The following is a 20,936-nucleotide window of genomic DNA, read 5'->3' on the forward strand; positions in this document are numbered from 1 at the left end:
CCCATGCAACTCAGGATGAAACGTTGTGTAATCAGCGGCGCGGCCAGCGGCATCGGGGCGGCCATCGCAATGCTGTTCGCCCGCGAAGGTGCCCATCTGATACTCACTGACCGCGACAGTACAAAGCTCAAGACGGTGGTTGATCAGTGTCGCCAGTCTGGCGTGCCGTGTTTTGGCATTGTGGCCGATGTCGGCGAGGTGGAAGGCGCCACGGCGGGCGTGGATGCCTGCCTGGCGCAGTTCGACGGAATCGATATTCTGGTGAATAACGCCGGAATGCTGACCCAGGCGCGCTGTACCGATATCACGCTGCCCATGTGGGAAGAGATGATGGCTGTGGATTTACGCAGTGTCTTCCTGGCGACGCAACGGGCGTTGCCGTCCATGCTGGCGCAGCGCTGGGGCAGAGTGATCAACATCGCGTCGCAGCTCGGTATCAAAGGCGGTGCCGAACTCAGCCATTATGCGGCGGCCAAAGCCGGCGTATTAGGCTTTACCCGATCGCTGGGGCTGGAGGTGTCCGCAGATAATGTGCTGGTGAACGCCATCGCGCCCGGTCCGATTGAAACGCCGCTTATCGATGGCATCAATCAGGCATGGAAAACGGCCAAGGCAGCCGAACTGCCGCTGGGACGTTTTGGCCGGGCGGAAGAGGTCGCGCCGGTAGCGTTACTGCTGGCAAGTGAGCCCGGCGGTAACCTGTTTGTTGGCCAGACGCTTGGCCCTAATTCCGGCGATGTCATGCCCTGAGGAGAAGACGATATGTGCGGCGTTTGTGGTTTACTGGACAGCGGTCCGCAATGGAGCGATGCGCTACAAAACGATCTGCCCCAGCGCCAGTTGCGGTTAAAGCAGCTGGCGCTGCTCAACCGAACGCTTAAACCCTGGCGGCTCACGCTGACTGAGTTTCATGCCAGTTGGGTGCTCTCCAGCCCAACCGGTCAGCAGGTGATGGTGAATTCACTGGACCTGTTGTGGAAAGAGGTCGAGAAGATCACCAAACGCCCGCTTGATCCACTGGATGAAGCCTGGCTGGCGGCGCTGTAAGGCATACAAGAGGAGCGGCTATGCTGCACGATCAAAAACTGCCGCTGCATATTCTGAGCGGTTTCCTGGGAAGCGGCAAAACCACGCTGCTGAAAGGCTGGCTGGCGCAGCAAGATCTGAACGACGTTGCATTGCTGGTTAATGAATTTGGTGAGGTGGGCATCGACCATCATCTGCTGAATGAAGTCGCGCCCGATACGGTGCTGCTGCCCAGCGGCTGCGTCTGTTGCCAGATTCGCGGCGAACTGAAAACGGCGTTACTGGATCTCTATGAACGGCGCGTGCGCGGCATGCTGCCGCCGTTCAGCCAGGTCATTCTGGAAACCACCGGCCTTGCCGATCCTGCGCCCATCCTGTCAACATTGCTGCACGATCCCCAGCTTAAACATCACTTCAGTCAGGGCACGCTGGTGACGCTGGTCGATGCCGAGCATGCCCGGCAGCAGTCGATGCATCAACCGGAATGGATAGCCCAGGTCAGCGCGGCGGATAAGCTGTTGCTCAGCAAATGCGACCGTATCGGACAGACCGAACGTGTGGCGCTTCAGGCCTGGATTGCCGGGCTGAACCCCATGGCGGAACTGAGTGACACCGTGCAGGCGCTGGCCGATCCGGACCCCTTATTTGGCCTGCGCCTGGCAAAAGGCAGCGGGCAACAGCGGTTTCGCTGGCTTGGTGCCGCCGGTGCGTCCGGTTATCGTCTTGCACCCCATGACGAGAATCCGCATCCGATTACGCAAACCTGCGTGATCACCTTAGAGAACGCCCTGAACTGGCCCGCGTTTGCTATCTGGTTGTCAATGCTGTTACATAGCCATGGTCAGTCTGTATTGAGAATGAAAGGCATCTTACGTTTCAGCGGCAGCAGCTCACCCGTGGTGATTCATGGCGTACAGCATACGTTACATCCGCCCGTTCACCTGAATGACTGGCCCGGCGATGTCGATACCTCAAAACTGGTGTTTATTCTGCGCGGACTGGATCCCGAACGACTGAAACAGGGATTCAGCCGTTTTCAGCAGGCGGTAAAGGATAAGTAAAACAATGAACGCTGCGGCGAAAGTCAACGATCAACTGACATTACGTGTACTGGGCACCTCGGTCACGCTGCTTGAAATGTTGCGTGTCCGTGCGGAAAGCGATCTGGGCATTCGCATCGAATATCTGCTGCACAGCGTGGAAGATGCCCAGCGCATTGCGGTCATGCATCCGGAAAGTTATGACCTTTACGATCAGTGGTTTCACAATATCGATTTTGTCTGGCCTGCCCGGGCAATCCAGCCGCTGGAAATCAAGCGACTGACATACTGGGACGAGATAACGCCGCTGGCCAAAACCGGCAGGCTACGACCCGATCTGCCGTTAGCCGATGGCAGTGTACCTTCGGAGCGACTGTATGTTCAGCGCGATATGCATTTAGGCAGCCACGCGAGTGACCATATCAGCATGTTGCCGCTTACCCATAACGTGGACAGTTTTGCCTATCATGCCGACCGGCTGCCTGCGGTGCTGCAACAGCAGGAAGAGAGCTGGGGCTGGCTGGTACATCCTTCGCTGACGGGGCAGGTGGCACTACAGGAAGATGCGGCCATGGGCGGTATTGATGCGGCGCTGGCCATGCAGGGTGCCGGGCTGGCACGCTTTGCGAATATCGGTAATCTGACGCTTGATGAGATCGACCTGTTAACACAGCAGCTGGCGCGCCTTCACCGTAACGGCCATTTTGCGGCCTTCTGGGCCTCGCAGGATGAGGCATGCGACCTGATTGCCAATCAGCAGGTTGAAGTACAAAGTCTCTGGGCACCCATCTATTTTCGTCATCATTTCCATCAGCGCGGCTATAAAATGGCGCGACCACGTGAAGGCTACCGTGCGTGGTACGGCGGCATGTCGCTTTCACGCTGTGCGACCGGCAAAATCAAAGAGGCGGCCTACGACTACCTTAACTGGTGGCAGTCTGGCTGGCCTGGTGCGGTCATGGCGCGGCAGGGTTATTACATTTCTAACGCGGAACGCAGCCGGACGCATCTGTCGGCAGCGGAATGGGATTTCTGGTACGGTGGTCAACCCGCACGCGAAGTGCTGCTGGATGCCTGGGGCGCACCGCTGATTCCCCAGGGGGAAGTGCGCGATGGCGGAAGTTACGAGCAACGGATGAGCCACATTGCCGTCTGGAACGCCGTGATGGATGAACATAACTATCTGACGCGCCGCTGGCAGGATTTTTTGCGGCCCCGTTGAAAAATCTTTATCCGTGAGCACGCCACCAATAAAAGGAAGAGAATATGCGCTCGCGCCGCTCGGCCCGGTTACTGATCCTGAATGCTTCCCATGAGGTGTTGCTGTTTCGTTTTGTGCATTCGCAGTATGCGCTGGCGGGCAGCGCATACTGGGCAACGCCCGGCGGCGGCGTAGAGCAGGGCGAATCTTTTGAGCAGGCGGCGCTCAGGGAACTGTATGAAGAAACCGGCATTCACCGTGCCGATGTGGGTCCGTCTGTCGGTGAGCGATGCTTTGCCATGACGCTGCCTTCGGGCGAGATCGTGCAGGCACATGAGCGGTTCTTTATTGTTACTGCCGCAGGGAACGAAATTAACACACTGGGCTGGAGTGAAAATGAGAAATCAGTCATTGCCAGTTCGCGCTGGTGGACCGTCAAAGCACTCAGTGAAACAACCGAAACGGTTTATCCCGCCAATATTATGAGCCTGTTGCCTCTGCAATATACCTGAATGCATTCTGACCGGTTCTGATTAATTCGCCTCGTTTTTTTGCAATTCTGATTTATGTTAAATAGCAGGCTATTATGTGCGCGTGCTTTTGCATCACGGCATAATCTGTTTAATGCTGGTTCTCTTTACGCCTGACCAAAGCGGTGAAAGTGAACTTACTCAAGATCGACCACGTCCATATTTATGTGAATGACCTGAAGAAAGCAGAACGCTGGTATAAACGGGTGCTGGGTTTTTCACGCGATGAATCGTTGCTGTTCTGGTTTACGCAGGGCGGTCCACTGGTGCTGAAAAATAATGCTGCCGTAATATCGCTGTTTTTAAGAACCCATCAGCCGCCGGGTAACACCGTGGCATTTAGCCTGGATGCCACGTGTTTCTGTCAGTTATTACGCATCCTGGTCGCGCAATCCATACCTTATACAGTCAGCGATCATCAGGTGTCGATGTCCGTTTATTTTTGCGATCCTGACGGAAATCAGATTGAACTGACGTCTTATCAGTACGCGGAAGCGAAGGAAAACCTGGCGATATTTGAGAACAGCGTGCATCGGCCTTAAACAGGCACTTGCTTTGTCCGGTAACGTTAATTGAGACTGACCATCACTCTCCAGGCTCATTAAACGCAGAATAAAAAAGAAAAGGGCGGTCTTTTTTCGAGGCACGCCATATTTTGATAACGCGCGTTGTGATTACACCGCGACATCGTTATTTTTTCAAGAAACGTCTTTAGACGCCGATATTAGTTAATTCACATCAGCTATTGCGTTAAGGAGAACCTAAAATGACGTATTTGCATATTAAACAGCCATCAGACGACGAAGGATGTGGTATCGCGGTTATGGCCCGATTACATCAAAAAAGTTATGATGAGATGTTGTCAATTGCTATGGAAAATGGCTTCTGCGACAAGAAGAAACGTGTCAATCTCGCGCAAATGAAAAGATTTCTGGGTTATAAGGGATTAGAGAACGTATCGTATAAAAGACACAACGGGGCCAGCGTACCGACGGATTGTGGTATTTTTCATGGTCGCTGGAATAACGTTAAAACCGGGACACGTCACTGGATTGCTTACCACGATGGTCTGTTTTTTGATCCGCTTTTGCCGCAACCCGTCTCGCAATTATCCGCGCAGTTTTATGTGACGCAAATTTTCAAACATCCTTAAATATTCATTGCCTGGAAGGCCAATGGGGAAGTTAATAGTCAACGTGAGCACCTTGCAAACTGCTAAATTCGGGGCCAGACCCTGGGTTGGCTTTTAATATCCTTCATCAGGCATCATAGATCTGTGGGTACCGATATCAGACAGCGTTTCGTATTAATCGATATGGGTGAATGTTGTGGGGATTTCGGTACCTCAGTACGCTAATTTTTACGTAGCCGCGTCAGTTCAGGTTGCAGACGTCAGTTCGTGGCTGATCAGCCTCAGCGATGGAACCAGGCAAAACATCACGTCGCCGCTTTTCGGTATTCACTGCCTGTAAGATGTTTTCTCAACATCAGGTGAGTTGTCATCAAGAACGGCTGATGCGCGTTTCGGGTGACAGACATGAGTTGCAGTGGTGACTCGGTTATCACTGGTAACGCGCACGGCATCAGATTTTGATGTGGCCTGAAGACGAGATATGAGAGCACATAATCAGGCGAAGCGAAGACAAAGCGAAAAAGCAGAGAAAATGGTGCAAAACCGGAAAAAACGCGGAACAACCCATATCGGAGCCTGATGTATAAAAGTACGCATAATGTATATTATGTTAAATAAGATATCCGGTTACGCACTCAGTCAGCCCGTTTACGCCTTTCCTGCCTCACCGCTTCTTTTTGTCCGCTTCTGTACCCACAAATCACAACAACGCTACGTAAAAAACTGGCGCTTATCCCTGTGCTGGATTGGCAGATTTCACGTAGCGTTGCCTGGCATAATTCACGTTTAGCTGGCTCTGCTCAGTGTTACCTGCGCCCCGTATTCTCGCGTCAGACGACGCGCCTGGTAATAAACCGATTTCCAGTATGGGTTGTTCAGTGATGAGCGAATCACACCCTTGCTGGCCGACGCGTGAATAAACTGATTATCCGTATCGTAGAAGCCAACGTGCATGCCGCCACCAATGCGGAAAAACACCAGATCGCCTGGTTGCAGATGTTCCGGTGTGACACGAACGCCCATATGCAGCAGATCGGCTGTGGTGACGCGGTCCATTGGCAGATTGAAACGATCGTGCAAGGTTCGCCAGACGTAGCCCGAGCAATCCACGCCAGACAGCTGTGTGCCGCCCCATTGGTACGGCGTATCATGCCAGGTGTGCATTTGGTCATGCAACGCCGCGACGATAGGAATCAAATCCGGGTTTTGCGATGCGTCAGCGGCGGTGGTGTCCTTGGGTTCATCTGAATGATGATGACTGCAACCAGAAAGCAGGAGCATAAGGCCGGAAAGAAAAAAGAATGAGGTTTTACGCTTCATCGAATAATCCGCACAGTAAAGATAACAAGGTGAGCAACGCTAAGGGCTTTTATAACCCATTCAATCGCTTATAGAAATATCTACGCTCTGCTTTACTTAACCTTACACTCAAACGGCAGGCTCTCTTTATATAGCGTAAAAAAGCGCACCTGGAAACGGATTTTCGCGAATAAATAACAACGCTACGCGAAATCTGACGCATAACTCCCCTGCTCTTTTATCAGAATTCACGTAGCGGCGCCTGTTTTTTGTGCTATCCGTTTTCGCTCGCATCCAGACCGCATACCTGCCAGCGCACCGAACTGACCCCTTTCTCCAGGCTAATGCGGCTTACCAGACTTTCCAGCTGTCCGGTCATGCTGGGTTGGCCCATCACTTCGGCATTCACTTCCATGCGATGTGGCGGATCCAAATCTTCACTGTGGAGCGATTGCAGGCGCAGGCCGCTGTTGCCCAGGCTGTGCAGCATCAAACTGCGCACCTGAACTTCATCCTGCGCCAGACAAACGATCTGCACTTTGTAATGTTGTACTGCCTCGTCGGCCGACACGATGGACTGGCGATTAATGCCCAGCGCCAGTTCACGCAGCAGAATGTTGGCACAGAGAATTACCATGCAACCTATCGCGGCTTCGAGTAACAACCCCATGCTGCACAGGACGCCGACGGCCGCGGTACACCACAAGGTGGCGGCGGTATTCAGGCCGCGAACGTTCAAACCGTCGCGCATAATCACACCGCCACCCAGGAAGCCGATACCGGAAACCACATAGGCGGCAACGCGAGTGGCGTCGGTGGCAATGCCGGGAACACACTGCGTCATCAGAACGAACAGACAGGCGCCGGTGCTGACCAGCGCGTTAGTACGTAAGCCGGTCATGCGTTGACGCAGCTGACGTTCGCTGCCGATGAGCGCACCCAGAATCAGCGCGGCCGATACGCGCAGTAAAAAGATTTTCCAGTCCATGATAAACCTCTCTCCGCCGCGCGGCAGGCGCAGTACGGAAAAACAAAGATGAATAAAATGGATTACAGCGGGCGTTGATGCAAAGCGCATCACGTCAGGGAAGGATGTTGATACAGTCGCCATCTTAACGTGCAGTTAAGACAGCCAAAACTATCTTACTGCAGAAGCCTGGTGTAATCGTTCGGGACTTGTGTCCAATGTAGGTTGCCTCTTGCGTAAAATTCGCGGCGATTGTATAGCCATCTGAGGGCGGATTTCCACTCAGATGGCGCTTCGTTCAGGATTGGTTTAGCTGGACGGACGTTTAACGGCGCGTTGCGGACGCCTCAACTGGCACGTCGGCGCGGGCCCGCTCCATCCTCACCGGTGTGCTTTTATAGGAGGGAATACCGCTTTTTGTGTCGTAACTGTCTAAGGGAATTAACACGTTAGCTTCAGGGTAATAGGCCGCAACCGATCCTTCGGCCATATCATGCACTGCGATGGTCAGATTATCGAGACGGCGATGAGTGGGATTGCCGTCCGGGTCCAGCGCAATGATGTTAACCTGATCGCCCATGCGAACACCCTTTTTCTCCGCCTCGTTTTCACTGATAAACAGAATGTCGCGGCGGCCTGAAACGCCGCGATAGCGGTCATCCAGCCCGTAGAGCGTGGTGTTGTACTGATCGTGACTGCGCAGTGTCGTCAGAACGAGATCATGACATTTCAACGAGCGCGGATCTTCATTGATGCCCTCCATCACCAGGAATTGTGCTTTGCCCGATGGCGTATGCCAGACACGTTCAGACGCGCCATTCGGTAAACGGAACCCGCCCGGCTGCTGAATACGTTCGTTGAAGTTGTCAAAACCCGGAATCACCGCTTCGATGGCGTCACGAATCAGGCTGTAGTCGCCTGTCAACGTGTCCCAGTCCACGACCGTGTCCGGCAACGTGGCTTTGGCCAGGCCCGCGATGAGCGCGGGTTCGGATTTCAGATGAGGCGACGCCGGATCGAGCGTGCCGCGTGAGGCGTGTACCATCGACATGGAATCTTCAACCGTCACGCTCTGTGCACCAGACTGTTGCTGGTCAATCTCGGTGCGGCCAAGCACCGGGAACAGATAGCTGTGTTTTGCCAGCAACAAATGCGAGCGGTTCAGCTTGGTGGCCATGTGCACCACCATATCCAGCTTGCGCATCGCAGCAAAGGTTTGCTGTGGATCCGACATGGCTTCGGCCAGATTACCGCCCAGGCACAGCAGCGCGTTTATCTCACCATCGCGAATGGCCTGAACGGCCTTAACGGCACTGTGTCCGTGTTTTGTCGGTGGCGTAAAACCAAAGACCGCTTCGATACGCTTCAGCAGGCTTTTGGAGGGAACTTCGGTGATGCCAACGGTACGATCGCCCTGCACATTCGAGTGACCGCGTAACGGACAAATGCCCGCGCCCTTCTTGCCCATATTACCGCGTAACAGCAGCAGATTCGCAATTTGTTGCACGTTCTGCGTGCCGTACTGATGCTGAGTAATTCCCATGCCATAGCAAATGATCGTGCGTTCAGCATTAGCGTAAAGCTGGGCGATATGCTCAATCTGTTCGCGTGACATACCCGAAACGTTAAGAATATGCGCCCAGTCCGTCGCCTCAAGGTCGGCTTTTAAGGCGTCCAGGCCCTGCGTATGTTCAGCGATAAACGCGGCGTCAAACACGCCAGGATTGCCGCGGGTTTTGGCCTCTTCATCCATCGCCATCAGGCACTTCATCACGCCTTTAAGCATGGCCGCATCACCGCCAACCCGGATTTTGTAATAGGTTGACGCCAGTTCCGTTGAACTCAGCGTCACCATCTGTACCGGATTTTGCGGGGCGGTAAAACGCTCAAGTCCCCGTTCGCGCAACGGATTGATCGCGACGATTTTCGCACCGCGTTTCGACACCTCCTGCAACGTGGCCAGCATGCGCGGATGGTTTGTACCGGGGTTATGACCGATACAGATCACCAGATCGCAATGGTCAAAATCATCCAGCTCTACCGTGCCTTTGCCGATGCCAATCGATTCAGGTAAGCCGACGCTGGTTGGCTCGTGGCACATATTGGAACAGTCGGGGAAGTTATTGGTGCCAAATTCGCGGGCAAACAGCTGCCACAGAAAGGCGGCCTCGTTGGAAGCACGTCCCGAGGTATAAAATTCCACGCTGTCGGGATTGTGATAACTGCGCAGCCGCTCACCAATTTCATTGAAGGCGGTTTGCCACTCGATGGGCTGATAGGTATCCGTTACCGGATCGTATTTCATTGGATGCGTCAGCCTGCCTTCGCCTTCAAGCTCGTAAGCGCTGCGCTGCCACAATTCGCTGACCGGATGGGCCGCGAAAAACTCAGGTGTCGTGCGTTTACTGGTGGCTTCCCATGACACCGCTTTCGCGCCGTTTTCACAGAACTCAAAGGAGGACGTGTGTTTGGGATCGGGCCAGGCACAGCCGGGACAGTCAAAGCCTTCAGGCTGGTTAACTTTAAATAAGGCAATCACGTCCTGTTTCACGGCCATCTGACCACGAATCGCCCCTGCTACCGCTTTCAGGGCCCCCCAGCCGCCCGCTGCGCCATCATAGGGTTTCACACCTTCCGTCCTGTTTTGCTCTTTCATTGCTGCTCCAGACTGACTGTTTTTGTTTTTATTAAGCCTGGTACAGTAATCGCAACGGCGCGTGAGAACAGTCGTGTAAAATTCAGGTTAACTTTTGCTAAATGTTTCACCGAGGCGGCAAAGCCAGGCGAAGCGCGAAAATGTTATGCTCCGTCAGCGGTATTTCGACGCTGTCGCCTGCAACGTTCAGAGCAGTACAGTACCTGATCCCAGCATTTTGCCCACTTTTTACGCCAGGTCATGGGTTTATGGCACTGCCTGCAGTAGCGCACAGGAAGCCCCTGTTTATTTCCTTTAAAAGTGTGCATCGTCTGCCCCTTGTCATCAGGTGATAAGTATAGACAGGCCGGGTTAATTGACTTTACGCCAAATAGGATCAGAATACTGTTCCAGTTAAGGACTACGCGACACGGAGTTTATCATCGCCACTTTTCGCGACGTTTATCGCGCCCGTACGGGACGCAGAGCCGGCCTGTTCGCCGCCTCGGCTTTGTTATTAGCCAGCTGTTCGTCGGAACCGCCAAAATCGCTGGTCACGCCCTTTCCGACCGTCAGTAAACCGCCGGTAACCAGCCAACCGGTGCGGGAGAATGTGCCTGTACGCGGCGTCTGGCTGACGACGGTTTCCCGTCTCGACTGGCCACCGATCGCCTCGGTGAATATCCGCGATGAGGCGCTGCGCGTCAGTCAGCAAAAGCGTGCGCTGACCGATAAACTCGACAAGCTGAAAAGCCTGGGAATCAATACGGTGTTCTTTCAGGTCAAACCGGATGGCACCGCGCTGTGGGCATCGAAGATCCTGCCCTGGTCAGACATGATGACAGGCGAAACAGGTCAGAACCCGGGCTTTGATCCGCTGCAGTTTATGCTGGATAAAGCCCATAAGCGCGGTATGCGCGTGCATGCCTGGTTTAATCCCTACCGCGTTTCCGTGAATACCAAACCCTCAACGGTCGCCGAGCTGAACCGCACCCTGTCACAGCAGCCTGCCAGCGTCTTTGTTCTGCATCGTGACTGGATTCGCACGTCGGGGGATCGTTACGTGCTCGATCCCGGCATTCCGGATGTGCGTGACTGGATAACCAGCATCGTGGCTGAAGTTGTAAAACATTACGATATCGATGGCGTGCAGTTTGATGATTACTTCTACGCCGAGTCGCCCGGCTCGCCCCTGAACGACAGTCAGACGTTTATTCGATACGGTCAGGGCTTTGCCTCGAAGGCAGACTGGCGCAGGCATAATACACAGTTGTTGATCGAGCAGGTTTCTCACACGATCAAGCAGCTCAAGCCGCAGGTGGAGTTTGGCGTCAGCCCGGCGGGCGTCTGGCGTAACCATTCGCACGATGCTGCCGGCTCGGATACGCGCGGCGCGGCGGCCTACGATGAGTCCTATGCGGATACACGCCGCTGGGTACAGGACGGCTTACTGGATTATATTGCGCCCCAGATTTACTGGCCCTTCTCACGCAGTGCCGCCCGTTACGATGTGCTGGCGAACTGGTGGGCTAACGTTGTTAAGCCGACTAAAACGCGTCTGTATATCGGTATCGCCTTATACAAAGTCGGGGTGCCCGCCAAAAACGAGCCGGAATGGACGATTCAGGGCGGCGTGCCGGAACTGAAACGGCAGCTTGACCTTAACGCTTCCCTGCCGCAGGTCAGCGGCACGATTTTGTTCCGGGAAGACTACCTGAATCAGCCACAAACGCAGCCAGCAGTGAATTACCTGCGCAGCCGCTGGGGGCAACAGCCGTGATAACCGTGGCGGTTGTCGAGGCAGCAACCCCGGCATTACAGGTCCTGACGGCCCGGCTGTCAGCGGAACTGTCTGCCCTTACTGGCGATGCGGGGACACAGCACTTCAGCGCGCCTGAGGCGGCGACCTGGGTGCTGGCCCGAGACAGCCAGGGCAAGGCAATTGGCTGTGGGGCGCTGGTGCATGTCTCCCCTGAGACAGCCGAACTGAAGCGCATGTTTTCCACCCGCGATATCCCCGGTACGGGCGCGGCCGTGCTGGCCGCGCTTGAGCAGATTGCCCGCGCGCGTGGCTATCGCGCGCTGCGGTGTTCAACGCGCCGGGTGAATACCCGGGCAGTGGCGTTTTATCATCGTTGCCATTTTCAGGAAACCGCACCTTACGGCGCTTATGTCGATAAGCCCGCTTCTGTGTGTCTGATTAAAGCCCTCTGACACAAATCATTAACAAATATTTTACTATTCAGCCCAAAATAGCACTTTTGTCAGCACCGCATTCGCTGCGTGGCGTAATATACGTCAATAAACGTAAAGTCCTCCCACACGGAAATGCGCATGTCTCAATACTCAAGTGAAGTGAAAACCAGTCAGCCCGGACTGGCCGCCAACGTTGATGACAGTCAGAAAATTGTGATGTCGATACTGGGCGCAGTGGCCTTTTCCCACTGCTGTAATGACTTTATCCAGGCCATGCTGCCGTCCATTTATCCGCTGCTGAAAACCAACTTCGCGCTCAGCTACGCCCAGATTGGCTTGATCACGCTGATTTATCAGATGACCGCCTCGCTGCTGCAGCCGTGGATTGGTCTTTATACCGACAAACATCCCAAGCCCTGGCTACTGCCGTCCGGTATGGTTGCGACACTCATCGGCATCGGGCTGCTGGCCATCGCGCCGCATTTCTCAGTGGTGTTGATGGCATCGGCGCTTATCGGCGTAGGTTCAGCCACGTTTCATCCGGAAGCGTCGCGTGTGGCACGGATGGCTTCGGGCGGGCAATTTGGGACGGCACAGTCCACCTTCCAGGTCGGCGGCTATGTCGGTACCGCTTTTGCGCCGCTGGTCGCCGCGATGCTGATCATCCCGCACGGACAGCTGGCGGTGGGCTGGCTGATGCTGATCGCGCTGTTTGCGGTCATCATTCTGTCAGGTATCAGCCGCTGGACGGTGAAGCACGGTCATGCCCACATGAAAAAGCACAACCAGCGGTCACTGCGCGCCCTGTCGTCGCGCGATGTGAAGCTGGCGCTGTCCGTTGTGGGCGTGCTGTTACTGGCTAAATTCACCTATATTGCCTCGATCAGCAACTACTACATTTTTTATCTGGTCGAGCGCTTCCAGTTACCGGTGCCGGAAGCCCAGATTTACCTGTTTACCTTTCTGGCCGCGGTGGCGATTGGGACGCTGGTTGGCGGCCCGGTGGGCGATCGTATCGGACGTAAGGCGGTGGTCTGGATCTCTTTTCTGGGCGTCATTCCCTTCTCGCTCCTGATGCCGCACGCCAACCTGTTCTGGACCGCGGTGTTAACCGTTTGCATTGGTTTGGTTTTTTCATCGGCGTTTGCCGCGCTGGTCGTCTATGCCCAGGAGGTGCTGCCGGGCCGCACGGGCATGGTGGCCGGGATCATGTTTGGCACGATGTTTGGGATTGGCGGTATCGCCGCGGCCGCACTGGGGAAATTTGCGGACTGGTACGGTATTACCACGGTATACAACGCCTGTGGCTTTTTACCGCTGCTTGGCTTTGTGACCTTACTGATGCCTGACACGCGAAACAAAAAAGCGTAAAACGTCCAGGCAGCACCCGGCTGCCTGTTGCTTTCCCTACACGTACCCCATCATTTTCAGCATCGACTGCGCCTGCGTCATCGCTTCCGCCCGATTGGTGATGCCCAGTTTTTGATACAGGTTGCGGATATGGGTTTTGATGGTGGTGGCGGCCACATACAGCTCGGCCGCGATCTGCTCGTTGCTGTAGCCGGAATAGATTAATCCCAGCACCTGCCATTCACGTTGGGTCAGTGGGCTGGTGCGGATCAGCTCCGGTACGTCCGGATGGTTCAGCAACCGGCTGACAAAGCCTTCATCAAAATGCGCAAACTTGTGGCGGTGATATTTGTTGATCTCGTTCAGGATGCGCCGCGCCCGATGGTGATCCAGCTCATCAAGTGTATTCAGCTGTAACAGCTGACGGAGCTGCTGCGCCATAGTTTCACCCTGCACAACGAAATGGCTGATAAAGCCGGTGCTGCGTGCCAGATTGAGCGCACTGAGTAAAGCCTGCTGCGCCCTTGCGCGCTGATCCGTTTCCCAGTAGATCTGATTCAGCAACAGCAAATTGCGGTTGAGATCGCTCATTAGCTGCAACGCCCGGGCGTTGTCATTCAGCTCGTCCAGAATCACCTCGGCCTCAGTGTACTGCCCCAGCAGAATCTGCGCCCGCGCCACGTTACGCCACTGTCCCTGTAAAAAATGGTTACTGGCACTGGCCGGTTTTGGCGTCTGACGCAGCCAGTCACGCGCGCTTTTCAAATCGCCGGTCATCTGCCAGTACAGCACCCGCACTTTATCTGCATTGGCCAGCCAGTCATGATGCCAGCGGCCGTTGTTCAGCAGGTTCTCCAGGCGATTTAATAAGGTGCGCGCGTTATCAAGGTTGCCACGGGCGATGGCGCTCTGCACCAGTAAGCCCAGGCACTGGATCTGCTGCTGTGGCTGAAAACCCTGTAATACTTTCATGCCGTCGCGCGCGGCCTGCTCCGCCTCATCCAGCCGTCCCCAGGCCCATAACAGTTGGGCGCGGATGCGCAGCAGAAACTCATGCAACGGGAAGTGAGACAAATGCTGTGCTTTTACCAGCGCGAAGGCCCGCTCCTGGGTTTCATACGCGGTTTGCAGAAAGCCCTGGGCAAACAGAATCTCGCTTTGCTGAATCAGGCTCCACAGCACATAGTGCCAGGCATCTTCCCGGCGAGCCATATGCTCCGTCTGGCGCATCAGCGCCAGCGAGTTACTGAGTTCGCCTTTACAATGCAGAATTTCGCCGTGCACCGAGGTCGCGACAATCCGGCTGTAGTGGCGGCTTTCAGGCAGCGCGTCCAGCGCCAGCATCGCCAGACGCTCGGCCTCATCCGCATTACCGTCATTGATCGCCACCTGCGCCAGTAGCGCGTTAAACTCGCCGCGCAGGACCGCATCGATTTCGCAACGGCTCTCCTGCTCAAACCGGGCCAACAGGCTGTTCACCTCTGTGAAGCGGTGCTGGCTCTGCATCAGCCAGGCCTGCAATAACACCAGGTTGGGATGCGCCAACAGCATACTCCAGGGCAGTGCTTTCAACGACGATTCCAGTAACGGCAGCTCGCTCTGGTTAAACAGAGACCAGGCGTGCTCAATGAGCACGTCCCGCAGCATCTCAGCATCGCCTGAGGCGCGCGCATGATGAATGGCTTCACCCGGAAAGCCCTGCGCCATCCAGCTGGTTGCCGCCGCACGATGCAGGGCGGGAAGTTCTGCAGCCAGCTCCCACTGGCAGCGCTGTTGTAGGAAGCTGCCAAATAACGGGTGATAGCTGAACCACTGACCGGAATCATCCATGCGTTGCAGAAACAGCCCCTGGCGCTCAATCTCCTCCAGCCAGCGTTGGCCGTTCTCCTCACCGGTGACTTCGGCGATCAGCGCCGCATTGAGCGAACGTAGCAGCGCGCTTTTTAACAGGAAATGGCGGGTGGGCAACGTCACGTTATCCAGCACTTCCTCGACCAGATAGTCGTTTAAGTGACTGGCATTAATACCCGACAGACGTCGGGCCGAATGCTGCGCCGCGCCTGCGCCCTGCCGGGCCGACAGGGCGATCAGCTGCAGAGCCGTTGCCCAGCCTGCGACGTCATCGCACAGGCGCCCGGTTTCGTCGGACGCCAGCGGTGCGGGCAACCGGGCAGCAAAAAACGCCTGCGCTTCCTGATGGGTAAAGGCCAGTTGCTGGCTGCTGAGTTCCAGCAGCTGTTCGCGCACGCGCAGATTGGCAATGCCTAACTGCGGCAGATTACGCGAGAGCACGACCAGAGTGACGTTTTCAGGTTGATGGCGTAGAAAGAAGCGCATGGCATCATGAATCGCCGGATTGGTGATGTGATGGTAATCATCAATGATCAGCCACAGCGGCTTATGCCATTCCTGCAAATCGTTAAAGAGTTGGGTAAAAAGTGCGTTAAGGTTGACGTACTGCCGCTTCTGCGCCAGCACTTCACTACGGCGGCAGCATCCCTGCGTAGCCTGCTGCAGGGCCGCCACCAGATAATCCGCAAAGCGCTCCGTCTGGTTGTCGCTTTCATCCAGGGAATACCAGCCCAGCTCGGCTTTATCGGCTGCCCAGTGGGAGATCAAGGTGGTTTTACCGTAGCCAGCGGGGCTGGTCACCAGCACCAGGCGATAGTTACCGGCGGCGGATAATTTTCGTATCAGTCGCTCGCGTTTCACCGTGGTTTCATGCCGGACAGGACGGCTGAGTTTTGAGGGAATTAACATAGACGCACGCTTCTCCATTTGCTTCGGCGCATCATTTTTTTACGCTTCGTAATTATTCTTCACACGTTCAGCTATCCCTTCGGATAAAGCAAGCAGACGCTTAAGTGAATCTTCACAAAAGCGAATCTAATCACACTTAAGTAAAACTTTCGGACTTCCCTCAGGTTCTCCACCCTGCGGCTCCGCCTGCGCGAAATTCTGCCGGGAGGAGGCGCGCGCCGGAACGCAAAAGCACACTGTGGGTTATTCCCTTTTCTCCTTAAAACAGGATTTCCGGCTATGACACAGCATCCCTTTGATCAATCGCTTTTTAACGCTGCGCTGGCGCGCCAGTGGCAACAGTTTGGCCTCCAAGAGGCACACGAGATGACACCGCATCAGTGGTGGCACGCACTGAGTGGTGCGCTGGCTGAAATGCTGCGCGCGCTCCCTGCCCGGCCCGCTTCCGGCGATCAACGCCATGTCAATTATCTGTCGATGGAGTTTCTGACCGGACGACTGACCGGCAATAACCTCCTCAACCTGGGCTGGTATAACGCTGTCGCTGCCGCCTTATCGCAATGGGATGTGTCACTCAGTGACGTACTGGAAAACGAGCGCGATCCGGCGCTGGGTAATGGCGGCTTAGGGCGTCTGGCAGCCTGCTTTCTGGACGCGATGGCCACTGTCGGTCAGCCCGCTACCGGCTATGGCCTCAATTACCAGTACGGTCTGTTTCGTCAGCGTTTTGTCGACGGCGCGCAGGATGAACAACCCGACGACTGGCAGCGCGAGCGTTATCCCTGGTTTACGTACAATGCCCGGCGGGATGTCCAGGTGGGCTTAGGCGGCAGAGTCAGCAACGAAAACGGCACAATCCGCTGGCAGCCCGCGTTTTACCTCAAGGGCGAAGCCTGGGATCTGCCGGTGGTGGGCTTTGAAAATGGCGTGACGCAGCCGTTGCGGCTGTGGCAGGCCACGCATGCGCAGCCATTTGACCTGCAAACCTTCAACGACGGGGCGTTTATGCGGGCTGAAAAACGGGGCATGGATGCGGCGAAGCTGACGAAAGTCCTTTACCCTAACGACCATCATCAGGCCGGCAAAAAACTCCGCCTGATGCAGCAGTATTTTCAGTGCGCCTGTTCGCTGGCTGATATCCTTCGCCGCCACCTGCAGGCGGGCCGTTCGCTCGACAGCCTGGCCGATTACGAAGTGATTCAGCTAAACGACACGCATCCCACGCTGGCGATCCCCGAACTGATGCGGCTGCTGATCGATGAGCACCAATTCAACTGGGACAGCGCCTGGACCCTCACCCAGCGCACATTTGCCTATACCAACCATACTTTGTTGCCTGAAGCGCTGGAGTGCTGGGATACCGGCATCGTCCGCGCCCTGCTGCCGCGCCATATGCTGATCATCCACCGCCTCAATGCCCAGCTAAAGGCAGAAGTGGATGCACGCTGGCCGGGCGATGACGCGGTCTGGGCCCGACTGGCTATCGTACATCATAAGCAACTCCGCATGGCTAACCTGTGTGTAATGAGTTGCTTTGCCGTAAATGGCGTCGCCGCGCTGCACTCCCGACTCGTCAAAGAGGAGCTGTTCCCGGAATACGTCGCACTATGGCCTGATAAGTTTCATAACGTCACTAACGGCATTACGCCACGCCGCTGGATCAACCAGTGCAATCCCCGCCTTGCCCGCCTGATAAGCCACACGCTGAAGCGGCCGTGGATCAACGATCTGGACGCGCTCGCCTCTCTGGAAAACTGGGTGGATGACGCCGGTTTTTGTGCCGACTATCAGCAGATCAAGCAGCAAAACAAGCAGGATTTGGCCGCGTGGATTGCTGAGCGGACCGACATTGTCGTTAATCCCGCGGCGATGTTCGATGTGCAAATCAAGCGACTGCATGAATACAAACGGCAGCATCTGACGCTGCTGCATATCATTGCCCTCTGGCAGATGCTGTGTCGCGATCCACAGGCGAACCTGTGTCCGCGCGTGGTGATCTTCGGGGCCAAAGCGGCACCCGGTTATGCGCTGGCCAAAAACATCATTTACGCCATTAATCAGGTTGCTGAGGTCATAAATCACGACCCGCGCGTGGCCGATCGCCTGAAAGTGGTGTTTATTCCGGACTATAACGTTTCTGTTGCTGAACGACTGATCCCTGCCGCGGACCTGTCAGAGCAGATATCAACGGCGGGCAAAGAAGCGTCCGGCACCGGCAATATGAAGCTGGCCCTGAACGGCGCGCTTACGATAGGTACGCTCGATGGTGCCAACGTCGAAATTGCCGAACAGGTCGGTGAAGACAATATCTTTATCTTTGGCCACACCGTGGAGCAGGTGCAGGCGCTGAAGGCCGGGCATTACGATCCTGTTCAGTGGCGCACCAACGACGTCCAACTCGACCAGGCCTTACAGGCGCTGGAAAACGGCACCTTTAGCGCGGGCGATACGCACGCGTTTGACCTGCTGTTAAACAGTCTCGGTCCTGAGAACGGCGATCCCTGGCGGGTGCTGGCTGACTTCCGTCACTATCTGAATGCTCAGCAACGTGCCGAAGCCTTATGGGCCGATAAGCAGGCGTGGACGCGCGCAGCCATCCTGAATACCGCCCGCTGCGGAATGTTCAGCGCGGACCGTGCGATTCGCCATTACCAGCAGCGCATCTGGCAGCGTAAAGGATAATTACAATGACGCCTTTTCATCCACCTCAGGAGACGGGCCGCATAGCAACGGAATATGTGGATGCGCATGGAACGGTGCAGACGGTTTCTGCCCTCACGCGTCAGCGTTTGCTGACGGCGATGGCGCGCGAGTCGGCCCCATCCACACCATTGCCCCCCGTATGGGTTATCCCACAGGGTAAACCGATAGTGTTAACGCCTGTGCTGACCGGTCCCATGCGCTGGCAGTTAACAAGCGAATACGGGCAGCACTGGTCGGGGCAATGTGAGCCGGATAAACCGTTGTGCTTACCGGAACTGCCTGATGGCTACCATCAATTGCGCCTGACGCAAGGCATGCAACGGGTTATCTGCCAGATAATTGTGACGCCGTCACGTTGCTATGCGCCGGAGGCGTTGCTTAAGGGGCGCAGGCGCTGGGGAACCTGTGTGCAGCTCTATTCGTTGCGCTCAGCGGGCAACTGGGGCATGGGCGATTTTGCCGATCTGCGGCAACTGGTGAACGAGACCGGTCAGCGAGGCGGCGCCTTTATCGGTCTGAATCCGTTACACGCGCTGTTCCCCGCGCTGCCCGATCAGGCCAGTCCTTACAGTCCCTCTTCCCGGCGCTGGCTGAATGTGTTGTATATCAGCGTGCCCGATGTGGCTGATTTTACGCTGAGCGCCGCCGCACAGGCCTGGTGGCTCGCGGCAGAAACGCAGGACGTTCTCCAGCGCGCCCGCGCGGCACAATGGGTGGATTATCCCGCTGTCGCGTCGCTCAAGCTCACCGCACTGCGGTTTGCATGGGCGCAGTTTTTGCAGCGTGATAACGAGGACAGTGAGGTTGTCGCATTCGAGGCGTTTATCGTTCAGGGTGGTGAAAGCCTGCTGCATCAGGGCATTTTCGATGCCTTACAGGCCTGGTTTGTGGGTCAGGATCCAACCTGTCACGGCTGGGATACCTGGCCCGCTGCGTATCAACAGCCGGACAGCGCCGCCGTGCACGCCTTTCGCATCGAACACGGCGATGAGATCCGTTTTTATCAGTGGTTACAATGGCTTGCCGCCCGACAGTTTGCGGCGTGCTGGCAGGACAGCCAGCGGCTACAGATGACGCTGGGACTTTATCGGGATCTCGCCGTCGGCGTGGCCGCGAATGGGGCTGAAACCTGGAGCCAGCGCGCCTTGTATTGCCTGGCGGCCAGCGTGGGCGCGCCGCCGGATATTCTGGGACCGCTGGGCCAGAACTGGGGATTACCGCCGCTGCATCCCGGGGAATTGTATGACCGGGCATACGAACCCTGGATAACCCTGCTGCGTGCGAATATGCGTGACTGTGGCGCACTGCGTATTGACCATGTGATGGCGTTACTGCGTCTGTGGTGGATTCCGGCGGGTGAAACGGCAGCGGAAGGTGCCTATGTGACCTATCCTGTCGACGATTTGGTGGCCATTCTGGTGCTGGAAAGCCAGCGTCACCGCTGCATGGTGATCGGAGAAGATCTGGGTACAGTACCGGATACCATCGTGGCGAAACTGCGTGATGCCGGCGTTTACTCCTACAAAGTGCTCTACTTTGAACGAACCGCTGAACGCGCCTTTCGTCCGCCTGCCGCATGGCCTGCGCAGGCCATGGCGGTAGCCACCACCCATGATATGCCAACGCTGCGCGGCTGGTGGCAACACGACGATCTGACGCTCGGCAGCCAGTTGGGACTCTATCCTGACAACGCGGTGCTGGCCGGGCTCCATCGCCAGCGCAGGACAGCCCGCGCGGCGCTGTTGCAGAGCCTGCAGCGCCAGGGTTATCTGAAGAACGGCGCACTGGTGCAGGCCAACAGCCCGCGCATGAGTCTGGTGTTGAATACCGCGCTTCATTACTATCTGGCTGACTGCAACAGCGCCCTGCTGGGCTTGCAGCCCGAAGACTGGCTGGATATGGCTTCTCCGGTCAATGTACCCGGCACGGTGGAGACCTATCCGAACTGGCGACGTAAGCTCAGCCTGCCGCTGGAGGCGATGTTTGCCGATGCGCGGATTAACGGGCTGCTGGCGACCATGACGCAGAAGCGCGGATAAGAAAATAATGCGGTCCATATCAACCAAAATACAATGCCGATATGGACTGCTAAATGAA

Annotated in this window: 17 protein-coding genes; 12 read left to right on the forward strand and 5 right to left on the reverse strand. The window is 56.0% G+C overall.

Annotated elements, in window-relative coordinates; translation table 11 throughout:
* The first annotated feature begins 3 nt into the window (after positions 1-3).
* The 7 genes from C1N58_RS07735 to C1N58_RS07765 all read left to right on the forward strand — a co-directional run bounded on the left by C1N58_RS07735 (position 4) and on the right by C1N58_RS07765 (position 4,950).
* A complete protein-coding gene (locus tag C1N58_RS07735) occupies positions 4-750 on the forward strand; it encodes an SDR family NAD(P)-dependent oxidoreductase (RefSeq protein WP_039340323.1) in 747 nt (248 codons plus the stop codon).
* A gap of 12 nt (positions 751-762) precedes the next feature.
* Positions 763-1,047 (forward strand): hypothetical protein, encoded by a 285-nt coding sequence (locus tag C1N58_RS07740; RefSeq protein ID WP_006119159.1) that lies wholly within the window; start codon positions 763-765, stop codon positions 1,045-1,047.
* Positions 1,048-1,067: 20 nt separating this feature from the next.
* Complete coding sequence (locus tag C1N58_RS07745; protein WP_394564761.1) at positions 1,068-2,087, forward strand: CobW family GTP-binding protein; 1,020 nt, start codon at positions 1,068-1,070, stop codon at positions 2,085-2,087.
* A 4-nt stretch (positions 2,088-2,091) separates the two neighbouring features.
* Positions 2,092-3,288, forward strand: coding sequence for an ABC transporter substrate-binding protein (locus tag C1N58_RS07750; RefSeq protein WP_325990859.1), 1,197 nt, complete (start codon positions 2,092-2,094; stop codon positions 3,286-3,288).
* A 44-nt stretch (positions 3,289-3,332) separates the two neighbouring features.
* Positions 3,333-3,779, forward strand: a complete 447-nt coding sequence (locus tag C1N58_RS07755; RefSeq protein WP_394564762.1) for an NUDIX hydrolase — start codon at positions 3,333-3,335, stop codon at positions 3,777-3,779.
* A 149-nt stretch (positions 3,780-3,928) separates the two neighbouring features.
* Positions 3,929-4,339 carry a VOC family protein gene (locus tag C1N58_RS07760; RefSeq protein ID WP_394564763.1) on the forward strand — a complete coding sequence of 137 codons (411 nt, stop codon included), beginning with the start codon at positions 3,929-3,931 and terminating at the stop codon, positions 4,337-4,339.
* A 224-nt stretch (positions 4,340-4,563) separates the two neighbouring features.
* Positions 4,564-4,950 (forward strand): hypothetical protein, encoded by a 387-nt coding sequence (locus tag C1N58_RS07765; protein WP_058701894.1) that lies wholly within the window; start codon positions 4,564-4,566, stop codon positions 4,948-4,950.
* Positions 4,951-5,715: 765 nt separating this feature from the next.
* Here the strand turns inward: C1N58_RS07765 and C1N58_RS07770 are convergent.
* The 4 genes from C1N58_RS07770 to C1N58_RS07785 form a co-directional block, all read right to left on the reverse strand.
* On the reverse strand, positions 5,716-6,249 hold the full coding sequence (locus C1N58_RS07770; protein ID WP_394564764.1) for a C40 family peptidase: 534 nt from the start codon (positions 6,247-6,249) through the stop codon (positions 5,716-5,718).
* A 253-nt stretch (positions 6,250-6,502) separates the two neighbouring features.
* Complete coding sequence (locus C1N58_RS07775; RefSeq protein WP_033741675.1) at positions 6,503-7,216, reverse strand: MgtC/SapB family protein; 714 nt, start codon at positions 7,214-7,216, stop codon at positions 6,503-6,505.
* Between the two features lie 304 nt (positions 7,217-7,520).
* Positions 7,521-9,851, reverse strand: coding sequence for an FdhF/YdeP family oxidoreductase (locus C1N58_RS07780; RefSeq protein WP_054633757.1), 2,331 nt, complete (start codon positions 9,849-9,851; stop codon positions 7,521-7,523).
* Between the two features lie 143 nt (positions 9,852-9,994).
* Positions 9,995-10,159, reverse strand: a complete 165-nt coding sequence (locus C1N58_RS07785) for a DUF2256 domain-containing protein (protein WP_072193741.1) — start codon at positions 10,157-10,159, stop codon at positions 9,995-9,997.
* Positions 10,160-10,269: 110 nt separating this feature from the next.
* Here C1N58_RS07785 and C1N58_RS07790 point away from each other — a divergent pair, with 110 nt between their 5' ends.
* From C1N58_RS07790 to C1N58_RS07800, 3 genes are all read left to right on the forward strand, one after another.
* A complete protein-coding gene (locus C1N58_RS07790) occupies positions 10,270-11,610 on the forward strand; it encodes a glycoside hydrolase family 10 protein (RefSeq protein ID WP_394564874.1) in 1,341 nt (446 codons plus the stop codon).
* Positions 11,607-12,044: a GNAT family N-acetyltransferase gene (locus C1N58_RS07795; RefSeq protein ID WP_033741672.1), complete on the forward strand. Its 438-nt coding sequence runs from the start codon at positions 11,607-11,609 to the stop codon at positions 12,042-12,044. The genes C1N58_RS07790 and C1N58_RS07795 overlap by 4 nt, the downstream gene beginning before the upstream one ends.
* Positions 12,045-12,164: 120 nt before the next feature.
* Positions 12,165-13,397 (forward strand): MFS transporter, encoded by a 1,233-nt coding sequence (locus C1N58_RS07800; RefSeq protein WP_058701896.1) that lies wholly within the window; start codon positions 12,165-12,167, stop codon positions 13,395-13,397.
* A 36-nt stretch (positions 13,398-13,433) separates the two neighbouring features.
* Here the strand turns inward: C1N58_RS07800 and malT are convergent, their stop codons facing one another.
* Entirely contained in the window at positions 13,434-16,136 is a 2,703-nt protein-coding gene (malT, locus tag C1N58_RS07805; RefSeq protein WP_394564765.1) for an HTH-type transcriptional regulator MalT, read from the reverse strand.
* 279 nt (positions 16,137-16,415) lie between these two features.
* Here malT and malP point away from each other — a divergent pair, with 279 nt between their 5' ends.
* Both malP and malQ read left to right on the forward strand, forming a co-directional pair.
* The gene (malP, locus tag C1N58_RS07810) at positions 16,416-18,818 is read left to right on the forward strand and encodes a maltodextrin phosphorylase (protein ID WP_394564766.1); all 2,403 of its coding nucleotides are present in this window, start codon (positions 16,416-16,418) and stop codon (positions 18,816-18,818) included.
* A 5-nt stretch (positions 18,819-18,823) separates the two neighbouring features.
* The gene (gene malQ / locus C1N58_RS07815; protein WP_394564767.1) at positions 18,824-20,878 is read left to right on the forward strand and encodes a 4-alpha-glucanotransferase; all 2,055 of its coding nucleotides are present in this window, start codon (positions 18,824-18,826) and stop codon (positions 20,876-20,878) included.
* Positions 20,879-20,936 lie beyond the last annotated feature (58 nt).

It is taken from the genome of Pantoea sp. SGAir0180 (assembly GCF_043546245.1).

What these genes read in the sequence shown, in the direction of transcription:
- C1N58_RS07735 (WP_039340323.1), top strand. Translation starts at nt 4, where the DNA reads ATGCAACTCAGGATGAAACGTTGTGTAATCAGCGGCGCGGCCAGCGGC.
- C1N58_RS07740 (WP_006119159.1), top strand. Translation starts at nt 763, where the DNA reads ATGTGCGGCGTTTGTGGTTTACTGGACAGCGGTCCGCAATGGAGCGAT.
- C1N58_RS07745 (WP_394564761.1), top strand. Translation starts at nt 1,068, where the DNA reads ATGCTGCACGATCAAAAACTGCCGCTGCATATTCTGAGCGGTTTCCTG.
- C1N58_RS07750 (WP_325990859.1), top strand. Translation starts at nt 2,092, where the DNA reads ATGAACGCTGCGGCGAAAGTCAACGATCAACTGACATTACGTGTACTG.
- C1N58_RS07755 (WP_394564762.1), top strand. Translation starts at nt 3,333, where the DNA reads ATGCGCTCGCGCCGCTCGGCCCGGTTACTGATCCTGAATGCTTCCCAT.
- C1N58_RS07765 (WP_058701894.1), top strand. Translation starts at nt 4,564, where the DNA reads ATGACGTATTTGCATATTAAACAGCCATCAGACGACGAAGGATGTGGT.
- C1N58_RS07770 (WP_394564764.1), bottom strand. Translation starts at nt 6,249, where the DNA reads ATGAAGCGTAAAACCTCATTCTTTTTTCTTTCCGGCCTTATGCTCCTG.
- C1N58_RS07775 (WP_033741675.1), bottom strand. Translation starts at nt 7,216, where the DNA reads ATGGACTGGAAAATCTTTTTACTGCGCGTATCGGCCGCGCTGATTCTG.
- C1N58_RS07780 (WP_054633757.1), bottom strand. Translation starts at nt 9,851, where the DNA reads ATGAAAGAGCAAAACAGGACGGAAGGTGTGAAACCCTATGATGGCGCA.
- C1N58_RS07785 (WP_072193741.1), bottom strand. Translation starts at nt 10,159, where the DNA reads ATGCACACTTTTAAAGGAAATAAACAGGGGCTTCCTGTGCGCTACTGC.
- C1N58_RS07800 (WP_058701896.1), top strand. Translation starts at nt 12,165, where the DNA reads ATGTCTCAATACTCAAGTGAAGTGAAAACCAGTCAGCCCGGACTGGCC.
- malT (WP_394564765.1), bottom strand. Translation starts at nt 16,136, where the DNA reads ATGTTAATTCCCTCAAAACTCAGCCGTCCTGTCCGGCATGAAACCACG.
- malP (WP_394564766.1), top strand. Translation starts at nt 16,416, where the DNA reads ATGACACAGCATCCCTTTGATCAATCGCTTTTTAACGCTGCGCTGGCG.
- malQ (WP_394564767.1), top strand. Translation starts at nt 18,824, where the DNA reads ATGACGCCTTTTCATCCACCTCAGGAGACGGGCCGCATAGCAACGGAA.